We start from the raw sequence: 16,017 nt of genomic DNA, 5'->3' as shown, positions 1-16,017 counted from the left end.
GGTTCGGGTCCCGATCGACCAGAACTGAATACCTATGGCGAACTACTCCACTGCACCCGGATCCTTGTTCGCCGGCTCCGAGCTGAGCCGGCGACGTTTTCTCGTGGGTTTGTCGGCCTCGGTGGTGGCCGGCGTGGGCCTGGCGCGGTGCGCTGTCGACGGGCCGGCTGCGACCGTGGCCGCGGCGCCGCCGAAGGCTCCGAAGGAACCGGTACAGCGGGGCATGGGATTGGCGTTGCCGGGTGGCGGCGAGCTCAGCAGCCTGCCGGACGTGGCCGGCAATCGTGTGGCGATCACGCTCGATGACGGCGTGAGTTCCGAGGTCGTGCGCGCGTACACCAAGCTCGCGCGGGACACCGGGATGCGGCTGACCTATTTCGTCAACGGCCGCTACCAGTCATGGACCGAGAACCGGGACCTGATGCTGCCGCTCGTGGAGTCGGGCCAGATTCAGCTGGGCAACCACACCTGGTCGCATCCGGACCTGGCGAAACTGTCCAAGGACGAGATCGTCGACCAGTTGGAGCGCAACCACAAGTTCCTGCAGTCGACCTTCGGGGTCGACTCCCGTCCGTACTACCGGCCGCCGTATGGCAGCCACAACGCGATCGTCGACAAGATCGCCGCGGAGCTCGGCTACTCGACGCCGACCATGTGGACGGGATCGCTGGGCGACGAGAACATCGTCACCGAGGACTACATCCTCAAGATGGCGGGCAAGTACTTCACGGAGCAGACGGTGGTCATCGGCCACCTCAACCACCTGCCGGTGACGCACGTGTACGGCCAACTGGTCGACCTGTTGAAGGAACGCAACCTGCGCACCGTCACGCTGGACGACGTGTTCCGGAAGCCGCGTGAACTTCCGGTCTGAGCCGCGTGAGTGACGTAGCTCATATTGTCTGGTGGGTCACTTGCGCGGCTGCCACTCTCTTAAATTAAGAGGGCTTTAAGGGCTTCTTCCGCAACAACAATCACACCAGTCACATCCGACACGCCGCTGTTACTTTCGGCGCGCCTCCAAAGGTTTGCCGATGACCGGCGTTGTAATGAAATCGCGAGGGCCGTGCGATAGTCTGGCCCCACGGTGCAACCAATCGCCGACCGCAGGAGTGATCACCGTGTACAACAACCCGATCTCACGTTCGCGCATGGGACGTATTGCCTGGTCCCTGTTCCGGCACCCGGTCAAGAGCCGCGAGTTTCCGGCGAAGAACGAGCGCCTGGTCACCGCCGCGGACATGGTCCGCTTCGGCGCCTAGCGCTCGATCGACCGCCCTGGCCGACGGTAATCGGCAGTAACGTCAGCTGCTTTGCTGATCGTTATCGATTTGTGACCTCCGCGATAATTAAGAACGCACGCCCGCCCGGAACCGAACTCTCGGTTCCGGGCGGTTGCCGTATCTCAGGCGGTCAGCAGCCCTGAGTCCCGGATCGCTTCGGCCAACGGCTCCAGCACGGCCGGGTCATGCGGTTGGGGGATGTAGATGATCGCCAGGTCCAGGCCCTCAGCGCCCAGGCCCGCAGCCTCGTCGACCACCCTGCGGTAGTCCCGGTCCTGGCCGAGCCGGACGTGCGCCGACAGGGTGATCTCCTTGGGATCCCGGCCGATGTCGGCACAATGCGCGGCGAGCACGTCGCGCTTGCGGGCAAACTCCTCCGGCGTCCCGCCGACGAAGTTCCAGTGATCGGCGTACTTGGCAGTGATCTTCAGAGTGCGCTTCTCGCCGCTACCGCCGATGCAGAACGGCGGATGCGGCTGTTGCGGCCCCTTCGGCTCGTTGCGGGCGTCCTTCAACTGATAGAACTTGCCGTCGAAGGTCGTGGTGTCCTGGCCGAGGAGGCCTTTGAGCACCTCGCAGGCCTCTTCGAAGCGGTCGAACCGCTCCTTGACCGAGCCCAACTCGATGCCATAGGCGCCGGACTCCTCCTCGTTCCAGCCGGCGCCGATGCCCAGCTCCAGCCGGCCGTTCGAGACGATGTCCAGCGCGGATGCCATGTTGGCCAGCACGGCCGGGTGTCGATAGTGGATGCCGGTGACCAGAACGCCGACCCGCAGCCGTTTGGTGGCCTGCGCCAGCGCGGTCAGCGTGACCCAGCCCTCCAGACAGGGACCGGACGAGTCGGAGAAGATCGGATAGAAGTGGTCGAAGGTCCAGCCGGACTCGAACACGTCGATGTCGTCGGCGGCCTGCCACACGGCGAGCATGTCCGACCAGGTGGTGTCTTGCGGTGAGGTTTTGAAGGCGAATCGCACGCTTACTGAAACTAGTCACGACCGGCTACTAATTCCTGTGAGTTTCCTCCGCACGTTGGCAGACTGGACGCCATGGACCCGGTGGCCGCGTTGCGGGAGATCGCCTTCTACAAGGACCGCGCACGTGAGGAGTCCCGCCGCGTCATGGCCTACCGCAAAGCCGCGGACGTGGTGGAGGCGCTGACACCCGAACAACGCGAGAAGCTGGGCCGGGCCAATAGCTGGCAGACGCTCGCCGGCGTCGGACCCAAGACCGCCGCCGTGATCGCCCAGGCGTGGGCCGGACGGGAGCCTGACGCGCTCGTCCAACTGCGCACGGCGGCAGCCGATTTGGGTGGGGGAGCGCTGCGCACGGCACTGAAGGGCGACTTGCATCTGCACTCGAACTGGTCCGACGGCTCGGCGCCCATCAGTGAAATGATGGCCACCGCACAGCGTTTGGGCCACGAGTACTGCGCGCTCACCGACCACTCGCCGCGGTTGACCTTGGCCAACGGTCTCAGCGCGGACCGGTTACGTCAGCAGCTGGATGTCATCGACGAAATCCGGGACCGGTTCGCGCCGATGCGCATCCTCACCGGCATCGAGGTCGACATCCTTGAGGACGGCTCGCTGGATCAGGAACCCGAGCTGTTGGAGCGGCTGGACGTGGTGGTGGCCAGCGTGCACTCCAAGCTGGCCATGGACGCCGCCGCGATGACCCGGCGCATGGTCAGCGCGGTGTCCGGTGGTCAGGCGAACGTGCTGGGTCACTGCACCGGTCGCCTCGTCGAGGGCTCGCGCGGCACCCGGCCGGAATCGAAGTTCGACGCGGAAGCGGTGTTCGCGGCGTGCGCCGCCAATGATGTTGCGGTGGAGATCAATTCGCGCCCAGAACGGCGCGACCCGCCGACCCGGCTGCTGAACCTGGCGTTGGACACCGGGTGTCTGTTCTCGATCGACACCGACGCGCATGCGCCCGGCCAGCTGGACTTTCTCGGCTACGGCGCGCAGCGGGCGCTGGATGCCGGTGTGCCGCAGGATCGGATCGTCAACACTTGGCCGGTCGAGCGACTGCTGTCCTGGGCCGCCGCGTAGCGTCTGGCGCATGGTTCTCGGTACCGCAACCGTCATCACGCTTTTCGCCGCCGGCCTGATCTTCCTGCTCGCCCTGATCCTCGGCATCTGGAAGTACCGGCAGATGGCCGTCAGCCCCGACCATCTGGCCCACCCCTACGTCGACATCGCGCACCGGGCCGCGCTGATGTACTCGTTCTCCACCCTGCTGGTGGCGGTGTTCGTGCAGCTCAGTTCCTGGCCGACGTGGGTGAACCTCACGGCCGCAATGGTTTTGGTGTTCTTCTTCGTCGTCGCAATCGCCGCGTACATCCATCATGGGCTCCGGCAGGACACCACCAACCAGTTCGAGCACCCCCGTGGTGGTCTGCACGCCGGGATGGTGGCGCTGATCCTCGGAGAGGTCGGCGGATTCTTGGTGCTGCTGTCGGGATTCGCGGTTGCGCAATTCTGAACTCCGCGGGCGGGCATACTGATTCAGCATGGGCGGTCGATCGACGCTGCGACGGGCTGCGCTGCTCGCCGCAGCATGCGTGCTGACGTCGTGCTCCGTGCACGTCGGGGGCGGAGCCCCCACCATGTCGAAAGCCCAATTGGAGACGGCGGTCAAGAACAACTTGGGCACCAAAACCAGCTCAACCATCGATTCCGTGGTGTGCGACGGCGGTCTCGAGGGCAAGGTGGGAGCGGCACAGACCTGCACCGTGGTCACCGGCGCGAAGTCCCGCCGCGCGATGGTGCGAGCCGTCGACGTCAAGGGATCCAACATTGCCCTCAGCATTGAAATCATCCCCGGACAGTGAACTGCACGGCTGCCTGCTGCAGCTGAACAGTCCAGCGCGCCCGTGGCTGATCCGTGACGGCGCTCCCGAGGGCGTCGACCTGGTGGCCGAGTGGAAGTCCGACGACCCGGACTGGCGGCAGGTACTCGAAGATCTGGCGGTGGCGCTGACCTTCCAGATCCATCTACGACTGGATGCCGAGAACCGGCTCCTGCACGCGGTGGATCACCTGGTCGAATGGCGCCAGGACGCCGAAGGCCAGTGGATCGAGTGTCACGACACCGGCGACCTGCAGCTGTTCTGGTCGGGCAACTCGAACTGCATGCACCACCTGATCACGACCGACGACATCAAGATCCCGATCCAGCAGTGTGTCGCCGCCGCGGGATGGGCGTACCGCGTGGGTTAGACCTCGTCGGAGAAGTCGGCCGTGAGCCACCGGTCGGGTCGGACGGTGAACAGGACGGTGGCGACGCCCGCCATCGAACGGGCGAACTCGCGCCCGGCCTCTTCGCCCAGGTACCGGATCGCGATCTCTTCACGCGCGTCGTCCGGCGCGGGCGTGGCGGTGTCGACGACCGAGCCCTCGACAATCACGTACTGGTACGGCGGCTCTTCCCTCTGGACCACCAGAGACACCACGCCCGCCCGCTCGATCAGCTTCGCCTTGCGGCTGCCGGCACCGGTGTTGATCCGGATCAACCCATCGGAGGTGTAGTCGTACCAGATGGGGACGCTCGACGGCGGCCGGCCGTCTTCGGCGGCAACGGACAGCACCGCGACGTGCTTGTCGGCCAGGAACTGCTCGCGCTCTGCTTCTGTCAGCTTTCTCGGCATGACCCGGCCAACACCGCGTCACCCCGTGCTATTCCGGCAGCATCGGCATTTCCCAGCCGGGATCCTTGCCGACCAGCACCCCGCGCGTCAGGCAGGCGTTGCCGAACTTCTGGCGCACCAGGTCGACGGCGCAGTCCACCGCGGCAGTGTCGGGCTCGCCATCGAAGGGTAGCTCGAGCTGTTCGGTGCCGGCGGTGTCGACGTTCGACACCGAGAACCCCATCAGCGTCAGTCCGCGTTCGGCGATCATCGGTCCTGCCGCGGCCACCAATCCGCGTGCGGCCGTGAGGATTTCCTCGGTCGACGCGGTCGTGCGGTGCATGGTGTGCGAACGCGTCACGCGACTGTAGTCGTCGAACCGCAGCCGCAGGACCACCGTGCGGCCGGTTCGTCCGCTGCTGCGCATGCGGCGGGTGATGCGGTCGATCAGGTTGATGATCATCGCATCGATGTCGTTGTCGGACATGGTGTTTCCGCGCCGTCCCACCGCGCGCTGGGCGCCGACGGACCGGCGTCGCACGCCCGTGGTCACCCGCCTGCGGTCGATGTTGTGCGACAACGCGAAAAGCTGACGTCCCATGGCCGCGCCCACCATGGCGCCCAGAGCCGACTCGGTGAGGGCCGCGACATCGGCCACCGTCTCGACGCCGTGTTCACGCAGTTTCTCCGCCGTCTTGGCGCCGACGCCCCAGAGGTGTTGCACCGGAAGCGGATGCAGGAAGGCCAGCTCGCGGTCCGGCGGCACCAGCAGCAGTCCGTCGGGCTTGGCTTCGCGGCTCGCGACCTTCGCCAGAAACTTGGTGCGGGCGATGCCGACGGTGATCGGCAGCCCGACGCGCTCGCGGACCGCCTCACGTAGCGCGGCGCCGATCTGCACCGGGGTGCCGGACACCCGGCCGAGACCGCTGACGTCGAGGAAGGCCTCGTCGACCGACAGCGGCTCGACGAGCGGTGTGGTGTCGTGAAAGACCTTGAAGACCTCTCGGCTCGCCTCTGAATAGGCGGACATCCGCGGCGGCACGACGATGGCCTGCGGGCACAGGCCGCGGGCCTGGTGTCCGCCCATCGCCGTGCGTACGCCGAAGGCCTTGGCCTCGTAGCTGGCCGCGAGCACCACGCCGGCGCCGACGATCACCGGCCGGCCGTGCAGTGCGGGATCGTCACGCTGCTCGACCGATGCGTAGAACGAGTCGAGGTCGGCGTGCAGGATCGCGGCTGCTTCAACGTCCGACACCCATCAATCTTCGCACATATGTTCGCATCGACGAATGGCTGGCGCTCAACTAAACAATTGTTTACATTGGTGAACATGCATTCACCTCTGGTCGACGACCGGACCGCGCGGGCACGGATTCGCGACGAGGCGCTGCGCCTGTTCGCCGAGCGAGGTGCCGATGCGGTGACGATGCGCGACATCGCCGCCGCGGCTGGTGTCTCGCCCGCGCTGCTGGTCCGGCACTACGGCTCGAAAGACGGACTGGTGGAGGCGGTCGACAGCCACGTCGTCCAGACCCTGGAGGCGCTGCTGGCCGAGGTGACAGCACCGGTCCAAGACGGCCCGCAGCCCTCCACGACGCCGACGCTGCTCGAGGCCTTCGCCGTCCACCTGCCGCCGCAGTCGCCGATTCCGGATTACCTGGGCAGATCGCTCATCGCCGGCGGCGCAATGGGGTCCGCCCTGTTCGCCCGGCTGTACGCCATCAGCCAGGACGCGCTCGGCGCGATGGTGGCGGGCGGAACGGCGGACGCCGGCGACGATCCGGCGGTGCGCGCGGCCTTCTTGTTGGTCAACGACCTGGCGGTGCTCATGCTGCGTCGGCGCGTTGCGGAAGTACTCGGGGTCGACCCGCTGACCGCCGCCGGCATGGAGCGCTGGGCCACCGAAGCCTTCGCCATCTACCGCGATGGCCTGACCGGATCGCCTGGCTCCACGTGAGCGGCCTCATCGACAGTGCACGAGAAAGGTAGGGAGACAACCATGTCCACGCCCTGCAACCCACGCTCCGGTGATACCGGTGGCTTGGCGGCCGGCGGCGCCAGGCTGCTGCGGTGCCGACGCTTGGTACGCGCGCCGATCTGGATCTATCGGGCCCGTGCGGGCGCGCTGTTCGGTTCGCGGATGCTGATGCTGGAACACACCGGACGCACATCGGGGGCCCGCCGCTACGTCGTCCTCGAAGTCATCGACCATCCGTCGGCCGATACCTACGTGGTGGCTTCCGGCTTCGGTACGAAAGCCCAGTGGTTCCGCAACATTTCGGCCAATCCGCGCGTACGGGTCTACGCCGGAAGCCGTCCGCCGACGGTCGCGACGGCGCGGGTGCTGCCTCCGTCGGACGCCGACCGTGCACTGGGTGCGTACATCGACCGTCATCCGCGCGCCTGGGCCCGGCTCAAAGGCGTCCTCGACGAGACCTTGGGTACCGAAGTGAGTCCAACCCACACGGCGCTGCCGATGGTCGAGTTGCGGCTCGACACGACCTCATGAAGATCGCCATCAGTGGCGCGGGCATAGCCGGGCCGACACTGGCCTATTGGTTGTCCCGCAGCGGCCATGACCCGGTGCTGATCGAGACGGCGCCGCAGCTGCGCACCGGCGGCTACCTCATCGACTTCTGGGGCGTCGGCTACGCGATCGCCGAGCGGATGGGCTTGGCGGACGCAATACAGCGGGCAGGCTACGGGATCGATCAGGTCCGGCTGGTCGATGGCCGCGGCCGCAAGACAGGCGGGTTCGCCGTCAGCCCGTTCCGGCGGGTCTTCGACGGGCGATACATCAGCTTGCCGCGCGGCGAGCTGGCGAGGCTGATCTACGAGGCAGTCGGAGACGACGTCGAGACGGTGTTCGGCGACCGGATCACCGCGATCGATCAACGTGACGAGGGCGTGCACGTCGCGTTCGAGCACAGCGGGCGCCGTGAGTTCGACCTGGTGATCGGCGCCGACGGCGTCCATTCGGCGGTGCGCGGTCTGGCTTTCGGCGCTGCCGCGCTGCAGAGGCGAATGGGCTATTGGGTCGCGGCGTTCGAAGCCGGGGGATATCGCCCGCGCGACGAACTCGTCTACCTCGCCCACAACAAGCCCGGGCGCCTGGTTGCCCGGTTCGCGCAGCGGAACGATCGGACCATGTTCCTGTTCGTGGTCGCCGACGATCAGCTGACCGGCATGGAGCCGGCCGACGACGCCGAGGTCAGGAGAGCGTTGCGGCAGGTGTTCGGCGATGACGGGTGGGAGTGCCCGGCGATCCTCGCCGCGCTGGATCGGGCCGAGGACCTGTACTTCGATCGGGTCAGCCAGATCAAGGTCGACCGCTGGTCGCAGGGCCGCGTCGCGCTGATCGGGGACGCCGCGTCATGCGTGTCGTTGCTCGCCGGCGAGGGGACCGGACTGGCGATGCTCCAGGCGTATGTGCTCGCCGGGGAACTCGACAGGGCACGCGGCGACCACCGTGCCGCATTCCGCCGCTACGAGCAGCTGCTCAGACCACTGATCGAGGGCAAACAGGAGTCGGCTCGAGCCTTCGCCGGCGCGTTGGCACCCCGGACCTCGGTCGGCCTGTGGACCCGCAACCGCGTCAGCCGGCTGCTGGACATCCCGGCATTGGCGGCCTGGGCGATCCGGCGGGAATTCCGCGACGACATCGAATTGCCGGACTACACGACGTAGCGCAGGAGTGGCGGCTCAGCCGTAGATGCTGGTCAGCCAGATGTGGGTCAGGGTGTCCACGACGTCGTCGTGCGCGACGGCGCCCGGCTCGTCGGCCAGGGTGGCCATGATCATGCGCTCGTTCATCAGGTTCAGCGAGGTCGCCAGGTCCCGGGCGGGCAGGGTGTCCGGGGCGGCGCCGCGTGAGCGTTCCGCGGCGATCAGTGCGGCGGTCAGGTTGATCCACTTCTGCATGAGGCCGGCCCAGAACTCGCGGAACTCGGGAACGGTCCTGACCGCCTCGACGCCGGCCCGGGCGGTGGCCGGGTGCGAGCCGAACGAGCTGAAGAAGATCTCGATGCCGTGCCGGATGGCCTGCTTGGGGTCTGACGGCATGTCTTCGAGCGCGCCGTCGAAGCCGGTGTCGGCGCGCTTGATCAGCGGATCGAGCAGCGACAGCAGCACCGCTTCTTTGGACGAGAAGTAGAAGTAGAACGTCGGGCGGGAGATGCCGGCGCCTTTGGCCAGGTCATCGACGGAAATCTCGGAGAACGAGCGCTGCTGCAGCAGGGCGGTCGCGGTGGCCAGGATGGCCGCTTCGCGGTCGTCGCCCGACGGTCGGGCCGCGCGTCGACCCCGGGCGGACCGGGTCTGTGCGGCGGTACTCACGCAACTGAGCCTAACAGTTTGTCGAGTTTCTCAACAGACCGTTGACCGACTCAACACCATGTTGATACCGTCGGTACCATGATCGAACACTTCGATGTTGTCATCGTCGGTGCCGGCATCTCCGGCATCAGCACCGCCTGGCACCTCCAGGACCGCTGCCCCACCAAGAGCTACGTGATCCTGGAGCGCCGGGAGAACATCGGCGGCACCTGGGACCTGTTCAAGTACCCCGGCATCCGCTCGGACTCCGACATGTTCACCCTCGGCTTCCGGTTCAAGCCGTGGGAGTCGGCCAAGTCGATCGCCGACGGCCAGTCGATCTGGAACTACATCAACGAGGCCGCCGACGAGAACGGCATCCGCCAGCACATCCGCACCGGCCAGCGCGTCACCTCGGTGGACTGGTCGGACGCCGAGAACCGCTGGACCATCAACATCACCGCCGGTGGCGAGGAAAAGCAGATCACCGCGTCGTTCCTGTCGGTATGCAGCGGCTACTACAACTATGACGAGGGCTACTCGCCCGAGTTCCCCGGCGCGGCCGACTTCAAGGGCCAGATCGTGCACCCGCAGCACTGGCCCGAGGACCTGGACTACACCGGCAAGAACGTCGTCGTGATCGGTTCCGGCGCAACGGCTGTCACGCTGATCCCGTCACTGGTGAACGGTGGCGTCGGGCACGTGACGATGCTGCAGCGCTCACCCACCTACATCGGCGCGCTGCCGCTGGAGGACCCGGTGGCCAAGCAGACCAACAAGTTCCTGCCGAAGCACCTGGCTCACTTCGCAAACCGCTGGAAGCAGATCGGCTACAGCACCGCGCAGTACCAGCTCGCCCGCAAGTTCCCGGCCGTGTTCAAGAAGGCGCTGCGCCAGATGGCTGAACGCCGACTGCCGGAGGGCTTCGACTACGACAAGCACTTCAGCCCGCGCTACAACCCGTGGGATGAGCGAGTCTGCTTGGCGCCCAACGGCGATCTGTTCAAGGCCATCCGCTCGGGCAAGGCCGGCGTCGTCACCGACACCATCGAGACCTTCACCGAGAACGGCATCAAGCTGTCCTCCGGCGAGGAGCTGCAGGCCGACATCATCGTCACCGCAACGGGTTTGAACATGCAGCTGTTCGGCGGCGCGACTGCCAACCGCAACGGCGAGCCGATCGACCTGCCGTCCTGCATGACCTACAAGGGCCTCATGCTGTCGGGCGTGCCGAACATGGCGATCACCTTCGGCTACACCAACGCGTCCTGGACGCTCAAGGCCGACCTGGTGTCCGAGTTCATCTGCCGCGTGCTGAACTACATGGACGCCAACGGATTCGACCGCGTCGAGCCCCAGCACCCGGGCGACAGCGTCGACGAGCTGCCGTTCATGGACTTCACCCCCGGCTACTTCAAGCGGGCCATGGACAGCCTGCCCAAGTCGGGTTCGGAAGCGCCGTGGAAGCTCAAGCAGAACTACTTCTTCGACATGCGGACCATCCGGTACGGCAAGGTCGACGAGCAGGCTCTGCAGTTCACGAAACACCGTGCCGCAGTGACGGTTTGATCCGTCAGACGAGAAAAGCCCCCACCTCGCGGTGGGGGCTTTTCCGTGTTGATGTCACGGTGTCACGACGGTCACGGTGTCACGACGACGATGCCGTCCTCGTCGCAGTAGGCGATGTCACCCGGGATGAAGGTGACGCCACCGAAGGTCACCGCGACGTCGCGCTCACCGGCACCGGTCTTGGTGCCCTTGCGCGGGTTGGTGCCCAGCGCCTTGATGCCGACGTCGATGGTGCGCAGCGTCGACGCATCGCGCACCGGGCCGTTGACGATGACGCCCGACCAGCCGTTGTCGTGGGCGAGGCCGGCGATGATGTCGCCGACGAGGGCGGTGTGCAGTGAGCCGTCGCCGTCGACCACCAGGACGCCTCCGTCACCGGGCGTCGACAGGATCGACTTGAGCAGGGCGTTGTCCTGGAAGCACTTCACCGTGGTGATGCGGCCGGCGAACATGGTTCGACCGCCGTAGTTCTGCAGCTGCAGATCGCAGCTGCGGACATCGGGATAGATCTCGTCGACGAGGTCGGCGGTGGCGCGGGGTTCGATGGTCACCCGCCGATTATCTCAGGGGCGAAGTCAGTCAGCGGCGCGGCGTCGGGCCAGCAGCACGACGAGCAGGGCCAGGACGCTCGCGGCGATCACCGCGGTGACCGGCAGCTGCGAGCGCTGCGGGACGGGCGGAGCCAGGTCGAGCACGGGCAGTGGTGCGGGCGCCGGGGCGTCGGGAGCCGGCGGCTGAGGAGCCGGAGATTCGGGAGCCGGGGGCGCTGGTGGCGCTGGCGGCGCGACCTTCGGCGGAGCCTTCTTCGCGGCCGCCTTCTTGGCGGGCGCGGTGGTCGCGGCCTTTTTGGCGGGCGTCTTCTTCGCGGGCGCCTTTTTCACTGCGGCCTTCTTGGCCGGAGCTTTTTTCGCCGGAGCCTTTTTGGCGGGCGCCTTTTTGGCAGGTGCCTTCTCGGCCGGCGTCTCATTCGCGGGAACGCCGGGTTGCGACTTGTCCGGGGAATTCTGCTCGTCTGCCATGCGGATGCTCCTCCGGGCGGTCAGGACACCCCGAGGCGGGCCAGGACGTCTGCGTCGATGCCGTTGAGCTGGCTCTCGATGGCGGCGTGCGCCGTCCGCCGCTGCGGGGCCGGCATGTTCTCCGCCGCAGTCACCGCCGCGGACAGGTCGGCCAGCTTGCTCGACAGCGTCGCCACGAACTGCTTGGTCTCGGCATCTTTGGGCTTGTTCTCGGCCACCTGGCGCAGCGAGCGCTCCGCGCCGGCGATCCGGGCCGACAGCGCGCCGCCGGCGCCGGAGAACTGGCCGATCTGGCTCAGCGGAACACCCAGCTGGTCGGCGCGGCGCTGGTCGATGAGACCGCGCGCGGCAATCGCGGCCCGGTACGCCACAGGCACGACAACAGGAGTGAGGATTCGCGACACCATCAGCAGCCGGCGAATCTTGGTCGGCGACAGCAGCTTGCCTTCACGGACCGCCTGCAGCTGCGCTTCAGCAACCTTGAGTGCCGTCTTGTCGCTGTCCCGCTGGGCTTTGACGCCGGCCCGGTCCCGCTTAGTTTGCCGACGGCCGTCCGCCTTGATGCGGCGGGCCTCGTTCTTGGCGGACAGCCGTGCCTCGAGTTTCGCCTTCGCCTTGATCGCCTTCGCCTCGGCGCGACGGGTTGCCCGGCTCTTGCGTCGCTTGAACAGGCCCATTCCGGCTGACCTCCCGGTCGTCTCGACACGTGTGCACGATCTTGCTGCGATGGTGACGTCACCTTATCGTCCGTGGGCCACAATCGGGCACCGGGTCGCGGCTCGAATTGCGCCGCAATTCCAGGGTGGAATTTCCCACATTTCTCGTTACTTTATCCAGCAAACAAAGTCCGGCGGCTGTGCGACAATTATTCGGAATTCATCGGAGCGGGTTTTTGATGCCATGAAAGCGGAGGGAACGATGGCGCCACGCCAACGAATAGCTACAGCTGCCGCTCTGATGGCATCTGGGCTGTTGATCGCTGGCCTGGGTGGCGCGAACGCCTTCGCTGATACGGCATCTTCCGGTAGTGGCTCGAGTGGCCATGGTGACGGGGCTTCCCACGAGGGCACGAAGCCCGGTGGTGGCTCAACCGCTGGTGGCGGGCACAAGTCCCCCGCGCGGCCCACCAAGCCCACCGACGGCCAGTCGCAGACGCCGTCGATCGGTGGCACCGGTTCGGGCACGAAAAAAGATAAGCGCGGCGCGTCCGGCGGCGTTGCCAAGAGTGGTTCTGAAGCCGGTGCTCACGACCCCGGCAAAACCGGTGAATCCGGCAAAAATACGTCCGAAAGCAATGCCCCCAGCAAACAAAACAATGCCACTTCGCCGGGCCGGTCCGAAGATTCCGGAACGGCAAACGGGGCCGCTGGCGAACATCAGCAGTCGGCCGGCTCGTCGCCTCAGCAGACCGAAAGCGGCACGACGACCGGCACCACGGCGCCCGCGACGACGGGCGCGACGAGCCAACCGCAACCGGCTGCCGCGATCGGTCCCGCGACGTCGACCGAGCCCGCGACCACGACGGGCGTTCCCGCCATCCGGTTCCCGAGCCTGCCCAACATCTTGAGCCTGCCGTCCCTGCCGGGCCTTCCCGGCCTGCCCAAGCTGCCGGGTCTGCCTGCCCTGCCCACCGCAGGCGGCGTCAAGCCGGGAAGCGGATCGGACAGCCCCGCGTCGCCGTCCACGTCGCCCACCAAGACGCCGGTCAAGGCCACCCCGGCCGGGGCGACCACCAGCATCAACCTGATGGGTCTGACGTTCTCCCTGCCGACCGCCGCGGTCCACACGTCGCCGACCGGCGCCGTGCAGAGCATCGATCTGACGAAGATCCCGCTGGCGTCGCTGGTGCCGCGCCTGCCGAAATGGGATCAGCTCCCGCAGCTGCCCGACATGTCGAACATTCCGGTGCTGGCGCAGCTCGCCGCGATCCCGGTCTTCGTCCTCGCACACATCGAGCCGGTCTATGACTTCGTCGCCGGGCTCACCAACGCGACGCTCGACGCCGCGACGTCGCTGCCCTTCATGCAGACGTCGCTGTCGATGCTGAGCGGGCAGGTCGTCCCGACCATGAACTTGAATGCGGGGCGCCCGAACCGCATGCCCGCGCCGGCTGCGATCCTGCCGGCGGCGCCGGTACTGGATACGCCGGCGTTTCCCGCGCTGAAACTGGACAACCCGGTCGTCGTCAGCGCCCCGACAGAACTCCCGGCGGTGCGGTCACCGCAACCGACCACTTTCGGCGCCAAGAACGAGATCATCGCTGACTCCGCGTTCCGCGCCGGATATCCTGACTACCTGCGTGCAGCCGGTCTCAGCGAGGTGGCCGCGGTGGCCGTCCCCGGCTTCACCGGCATCCTCATCCTGACGGGCGCCGGTGGCCTGGTCGGCTACCGGCAGGCGCGCGCTGGTCACGTGGTCCGCCGCAGCGGCACTGCACGATTTATGACCTGAGGCAATGGGTCTGCGGCACAATTGATGGCAACCGTGCCAATCGCAGTGAAAGGGGGTTCGGCATGCCCGCGAGCCGCCGTGTCACACGCGCAGTCAATTCGGTGCTGGATCTTGCCCCGCGACGTGGCGAGGTCTCACTTGCCCGTCTCGTCGAAGCCGTCAGCGAGGATCGTGGCCGCCCCATCGAGGTGACCATGGCCGACCTCCCGGCCGGGGTCTGTGGACAGTGGCGCCAGTACAACGACCGCGACGTGTTCCTCTTGCAAAAGGGACTCCCGGCCGGAGACCGGACGCTGGCCCACGAGCTCGGCCACCTGGTTCTCGGCCATGAGGGCGTCTCCGTCGTCGAGGCCGCCCGTGACTCCATGGAACTGGCGAGTTCCGATCTCATCGGCTACATGCTGAATCAGCGGACCGGTTGTATGGGGCCGGCCGGTGAGGAAGCCGAACAGGAAGCCGAGGATTTCGCGGCGTTGCTGATCCACCGGCTGGGCCGGCTGCCTTCTGACCGCTCGTCGATCGTCCAGATCCGTCTCGGCGAGGCGTTTGGTTGATCATCTGGGTTATCGCCGGCCTTCTCGGCCTGGCGACCGGCCTCCGTATCGGTTGGGCACTGGTCAACAAACAGTCGCTCGTCAGCGCAGCGATGATCGTCGCGTTAGGCAGTCTGGGCCTGGTCGCGGCACTGAACTGGGAGCCGCTCACGCTGCTGCTCGACACGATCCTGCATTGGCCGAACGTGTCCAGCATGCTCAGTCAGGTGGCGCTGATCGCTTGTGCCGCAGGCAGTTGCGTGATGATCACGTCGGCCTCGTCGAGTCGTAAACCGCTCGTCATCCGCCGCATCGCCCTGGCCCAGTACGGCGTCGCCGGGGCGATCGGGGTGCTCACCCTGGTCCTCTTCTTCCTGACCCCGCAGCAGCCGGAGATGGCGCCCGAGGAGTACCTGCGCAGAAATCTCGGTTCGGGCGGCAACTCGTTGTCGTGGCTGCTGCCGTTGCTGTACGTGCTGCTGGCGCTGACGCTGGTCGCGTGGGCCGGTGTGCGTAACTCGAACCGCACCCGGCGGGGCCGGGCCCTGTTCGTCTTCAGCGTCGGCATCGTGCTGATCGTGCTGGCCAGCGCCTTCATCCTGCTGCGCGCGGTGGGCAGCACGCAGCTGGTCGGTGTCGGCGCGGCGGCGACCATTCTCGGCTGCGCCATGCTGGTGGTGGCCAGCGGCTCGCTGCTGCCCAGCGTCGAGGACTGGTTCGGGGCGCGGCGCGAACTGCGGACCATCGCCCCGTTGCTCGCCGAGTTGAGCCGCCGTCATCCGAACATAGGCATCGGTGTGCGGCCCCGCGGTCCGCTGCTCTTCCGGGTGGCCGAGCAGATGTCGCTGATCTCCGATGCGCTGTACCTGGAGGCCACCGCAGTCCTGGACGGCGGCGACGTTTCCGACTCGCGCGGCGTCGATGTGGCGCCCGATGTGCAGGCGCGGCGCGTGGCCAGCTGGATTTATGACGGCCGCGGCGGCCGGCCGAAGGGCGGTTCGCGGACCAAGTTCCCCGGGCCGGGCTGGCTCAGGCAGCCCGCGACATATTCGGACCGAGAGTGGATCCTGGCGATTGCCGAGCAGTACCGCGAGTTGGATCGGCAGGGTAAGGCGGATGCGACCGGAACCGCCGCCAAGGCGTCCGTCGGTCGGGTGAAAGCAGTACGACCAGCGGATTAACGGAATCCGCTGGTCGTAATGTGGTCGAGCCCGGTTGGG

The 16,017-nt window shown here is 66.9% G+C and carries 20 protein-coding genes; 12 read left to right on the top strand and 8 right to left on the bottom strand.

Features of this window, described 5'->3' with window-relative positions; genetic code table 11:
• Window positions 1–82: 82 nt before the first annotated feature.
• Window positions 83–874 (top strand): polysaccharide deacetylase family protein, encoded by a 792-nt coding sequence (locus BR47_RS0108095; protein WP_029119172.1) that lies wholly within the window; start codon window positions 83–85, stop codon window positions 872–874.
• Between the two features lie 531 nt (window positions 875–1,405).
• Here the strand turns inward: BR47_RS0108095 and BR47_RS0108085 are convergent.
• Window positions 1,406–2,257, bottom strand: a complete 852-nt coding sequence (locus BR47_RS0108085; protein WP_029119171.1) for an LLM class F420-dependent oxidoreductase — start codon at window positions 2,255–2,257, stop codon at window positions 1,406–1,408.
• A 72-nt stretch (window positions 2,258–2,329) separates the two neighbouring features.
• Here BR47_RS0108085 and BR47_RS0108080 point away from each other — a divergent pair, with 72 nt between their 5' ends.
• The 4 genes from BR47_RS0108080 to BR47_RS0108065 are packed head-to-tail and all read left to right on the top strand — an operon-like array spanning window position 2,330 to window position 4,504.
• Window positions 2,330–3,334, top strand: a complete 1,005-nt coding sequence (locus BR47_RS0108080) for a PHP domain-containing protein (RefSeq protein WP_029119170.1) — start codon at window positions 2,330–2,332, stop codon at window positions 3,332–3,334.
• A 10-nt stretch (window positions 3,335–3,344) separates the two neighbouring features.
• The gene (locus BR47_RS0108075; RefSeq protein ID WP_029119169.1) at window positions 3,345–3,767 is read left to right on the top strand and encodes a hypothetical protein; all 423 of its coding nucleotides are present in this window, start codon (window positions 3,345–3,347) and stop codon (window positions 3,765–3,767) included.
• A 28-nt stretch (window positions 3,768–3,795) separates the two neighbouring features.
• Window positions 3,796–4,116, top strand: a complete 321-nt coding sequence (locus BR47_RS30000) for a DUF4333 domain-containing protein (protein WP_081633308.1) — start codon at window positions 3,796–3,798, stop codon at window positions 4,114–4,116.
• A complete protein-coding gene (locus BR47_RS0108065) occupies window positions 4,082–4,504 on the top strand; it encodes a hypothetical protein (protein ID WP_177127345.1) in 423 nt (140 codons plus the stop codon). The genes BR47_RS30000 and BR47_RS0108065 overlap by 35 nt, the downstream gene beginning before the upstream one ends.
• Here the strand turns inward: BR47_RS0108065 and BR47_RS0108060 are convergent.
• A complete protein-coding gene (locus tag BR47_RS0108060) occupies window positions 4,501–4,932 on the bottom strand; it encodes a pyridoxamine 5'-phosphate oxidase family protein (protein ID WP_020099590.1) in 432 nt (143 codons plus the stop codon). The genes BR47_RS0108065 and BR47_RS0108060 overlap by 4 nt on opposite strands.
• A 28-nt stretch (window positions 4,933–4,960) precedes the next feature.
• Complete coding sequence (gene dinB, locus BR47_RS0108055; RefSeq protein WP_029119167.1) at window positions 4,961–6,166, bottom strand: DNA polymerase IV; 1,206 nt, start codon at window positions 6,164–6,166, stop codon at window positions 4,961–4,963.
• Between the two features lie 75 nt (window positions 6,167–6,241).
• Here dinB and BR47_RS0108050 point away from each other — a divergent pair, with 75 nt between their 5' ends.
• The 3 genes from BR47_RS0108050 to BR47_RS0108040 are packed head-to-tail and all read left to right on the top strand — an operon-like array spanning window position 6,242 to window position 8,598.
• The gene (locus tag BR47_RS0108050) at window positions 6,242–6,868 is read left to right on the top strand and encodes a TetR/AcrR family transcriptional regulator (protein WP_029104791.1); all 627 of its coding nucleotides are present in this window, start codon (window positions 6,242–6,244) and stop codon (window positions 6,866–6,868) included.
• 42 nt (window positions 6,869–6,910) lie between these two features.
• Entirely contained in the window at window positions 6,911–7,420 is a 510-nt protein-coding gene (locus tag BR47_RS0108045; protein ID WP_051634669.1) for a nitroreductase family deazaflavin-dependent oxidoreductase, read from the top strand.
• Entirely contained in the window at window positions 7,417–8,598 is a 1,182-nt protein-coding gene (locus BR47_RS0108040; RefSeq protein WP_029119165.1) for an FAD-binding domain, read from the top strand. Before BR47_RS0108045 ends, BR47_RS0108040 begins: the two co-directional genes overlap by 4 nt.
• 15 nt (window positions 8,599–8,613) lie before the next feature.
• On the opposite strand, the gene BR47_RS0108035 is transcribed toward BR47_RS0108040, so the two are convergent.
• Entirely contained in the window at window positions 8,614–9,246 is a 633-nt protein-coding gene (locus BR47_RS0108035; protein WP_029119164.1) for a TetR/AcrR family transcriptional regulator, read from the bottom strand.
• A 78-nt stretch (window positions 9,247–9,324) separates the two neighbouring features.
• On the opposite strand from BR47_RS0108035, the gene BR47_RS0108030 reads away from it, so the two are divergent.
• Window positions 9,325–10,794 carry a flavin-containing monooxygenase gene (locus BR47_RS0108030; protein WP_029119163.1) on the top strand — a complete coding sequence of 490 codons (1,470 nt, stop codon included), beginning with the start codon at window positions 9,325–9,327 and terminating at the stop codon, window positions 10,792–10,794.
• A gap of 71 nt (window positions 10,795–10,865) precedes the next feature.
• Here the strand turns inward: BR47_RS0108030 and rraA are convergent, their stop codons facing one another.
• The 4 genes from rraA to BR47_RS32980 all read right to left on the bottom strand — a co-directional run bounded on the left by rraA (window position 10,866) and on the right by BR47_RS32980 (window position 13,351).
• Window positions 10,866–11,345, bottom strand: coding sequence for a ribonuclease E activity regulator RraA (gene rraA, locus BR47_RS0108025; protein ID WP_029119162.1), 480 nt, complete (start codon window positions 11,343–11,345; stop codon window positions 10,866–10,868).
• Between the two features lie 24 nt (window positions 11,346–11,369).
• Complete coding sequence (locus BR47_RS0108020) at window positions 11,370–11,813, bottom strand: hypothetical protein (protein WP_029119161.1); 444 nt, start codon at window positions 11,811–11,813, stop codon at window positions 11,370–11,372.
• 20 nt (window positions 11,814–11,833) lie between these two features.
• Window positions 11,834–12,490 carry a DUF6474 family protein gene (locus BR47_RS0108015; RefSeq protein ID WP_020099581.1) on the bottom strand — a complete coding sequence of 219 codons (657 nt, stop codon included), beginning with the start codon at window positions 12,488–12,490 and terminating at the stop codon, window positions 11,834–11,836.
• A 723-nt stretch (window positions 12,491–13,213) separates the two neighbouring features.
• Window positions 13,214–13,351: a hypothetical protein gene (locus tag BR47_RS32980; protein ID WP_155987061.1), complete on the bottom strand. Its 138-nt coding sequence runs from the start codon at window positions 13,349–13,351 to the stop codon at window positions 13,214–13,216.
• Between the two features lie 25 nt (window positions 13,352–13,376).
• Here BR47_RS32980 and BR47_RS32975 point away from each other — a divergent pair, with 25 nt between their 5' ends.
• From BR47_RS32975 to BR47_RS0108000, 3 genes are all read left to right on the top strand, one after another.
• A complete protein-coding gene (locus tag BR47_RS32975) occupies window positions 13,377–14,264 on the top strand; it encodes a hypothetical protein (protein ID WP_155987060.1) in 888 nt (295 codons plus the stop codon).
• A gap of 62 nt (window positions 14,265–14,326) precedes the next feature.
• Window positions 14,327–14,818 carry an ImmA/IrrE family metallo-endopeptidase gene (locus tag BR47_RS0108005; protein WP_020099579.1) on the top strand — a complete coding sequence of 164 codons (492 nt, stop codon included), beginning with the start codon at window positions 14,327–14,329 and terminating at the stop codon, window positions 14,816–14,818.
• Window positions 14,815–15,978, top strand: coding sequence for a hypothetical protein (locus BR47_RS0108000; protein ID WP_029119159.1), 1,164 nt, complete (start codon window positions 14,815–14,817; stop codon window positions 15,976–15,978). Before BR47_RS0108005 ends, BR47_RS0108000 begins: the two co-directional genes overlap by 4 nt.
• Window positions 15,979–16,017 lie beyond the last annotated feature (39 nt).

Origin of the sequence: Mycobacterium sp. UNC410CL29Cvi84, from assembly GCF_000686745.1 — a bacterium.
GTDB classification, from domain to species: domain Bacteria; phylum Actinomycetota; class Actinomycetes; order Mycobacteriales; family Mycobacteriaceae; genus Mycobacterium; species Mycobacterium mucogenicum_B.
Note: the sequence above shows the minus strand (reverse complement) of the source record. Positions and strands in the feature narration are given on the sequence as shown.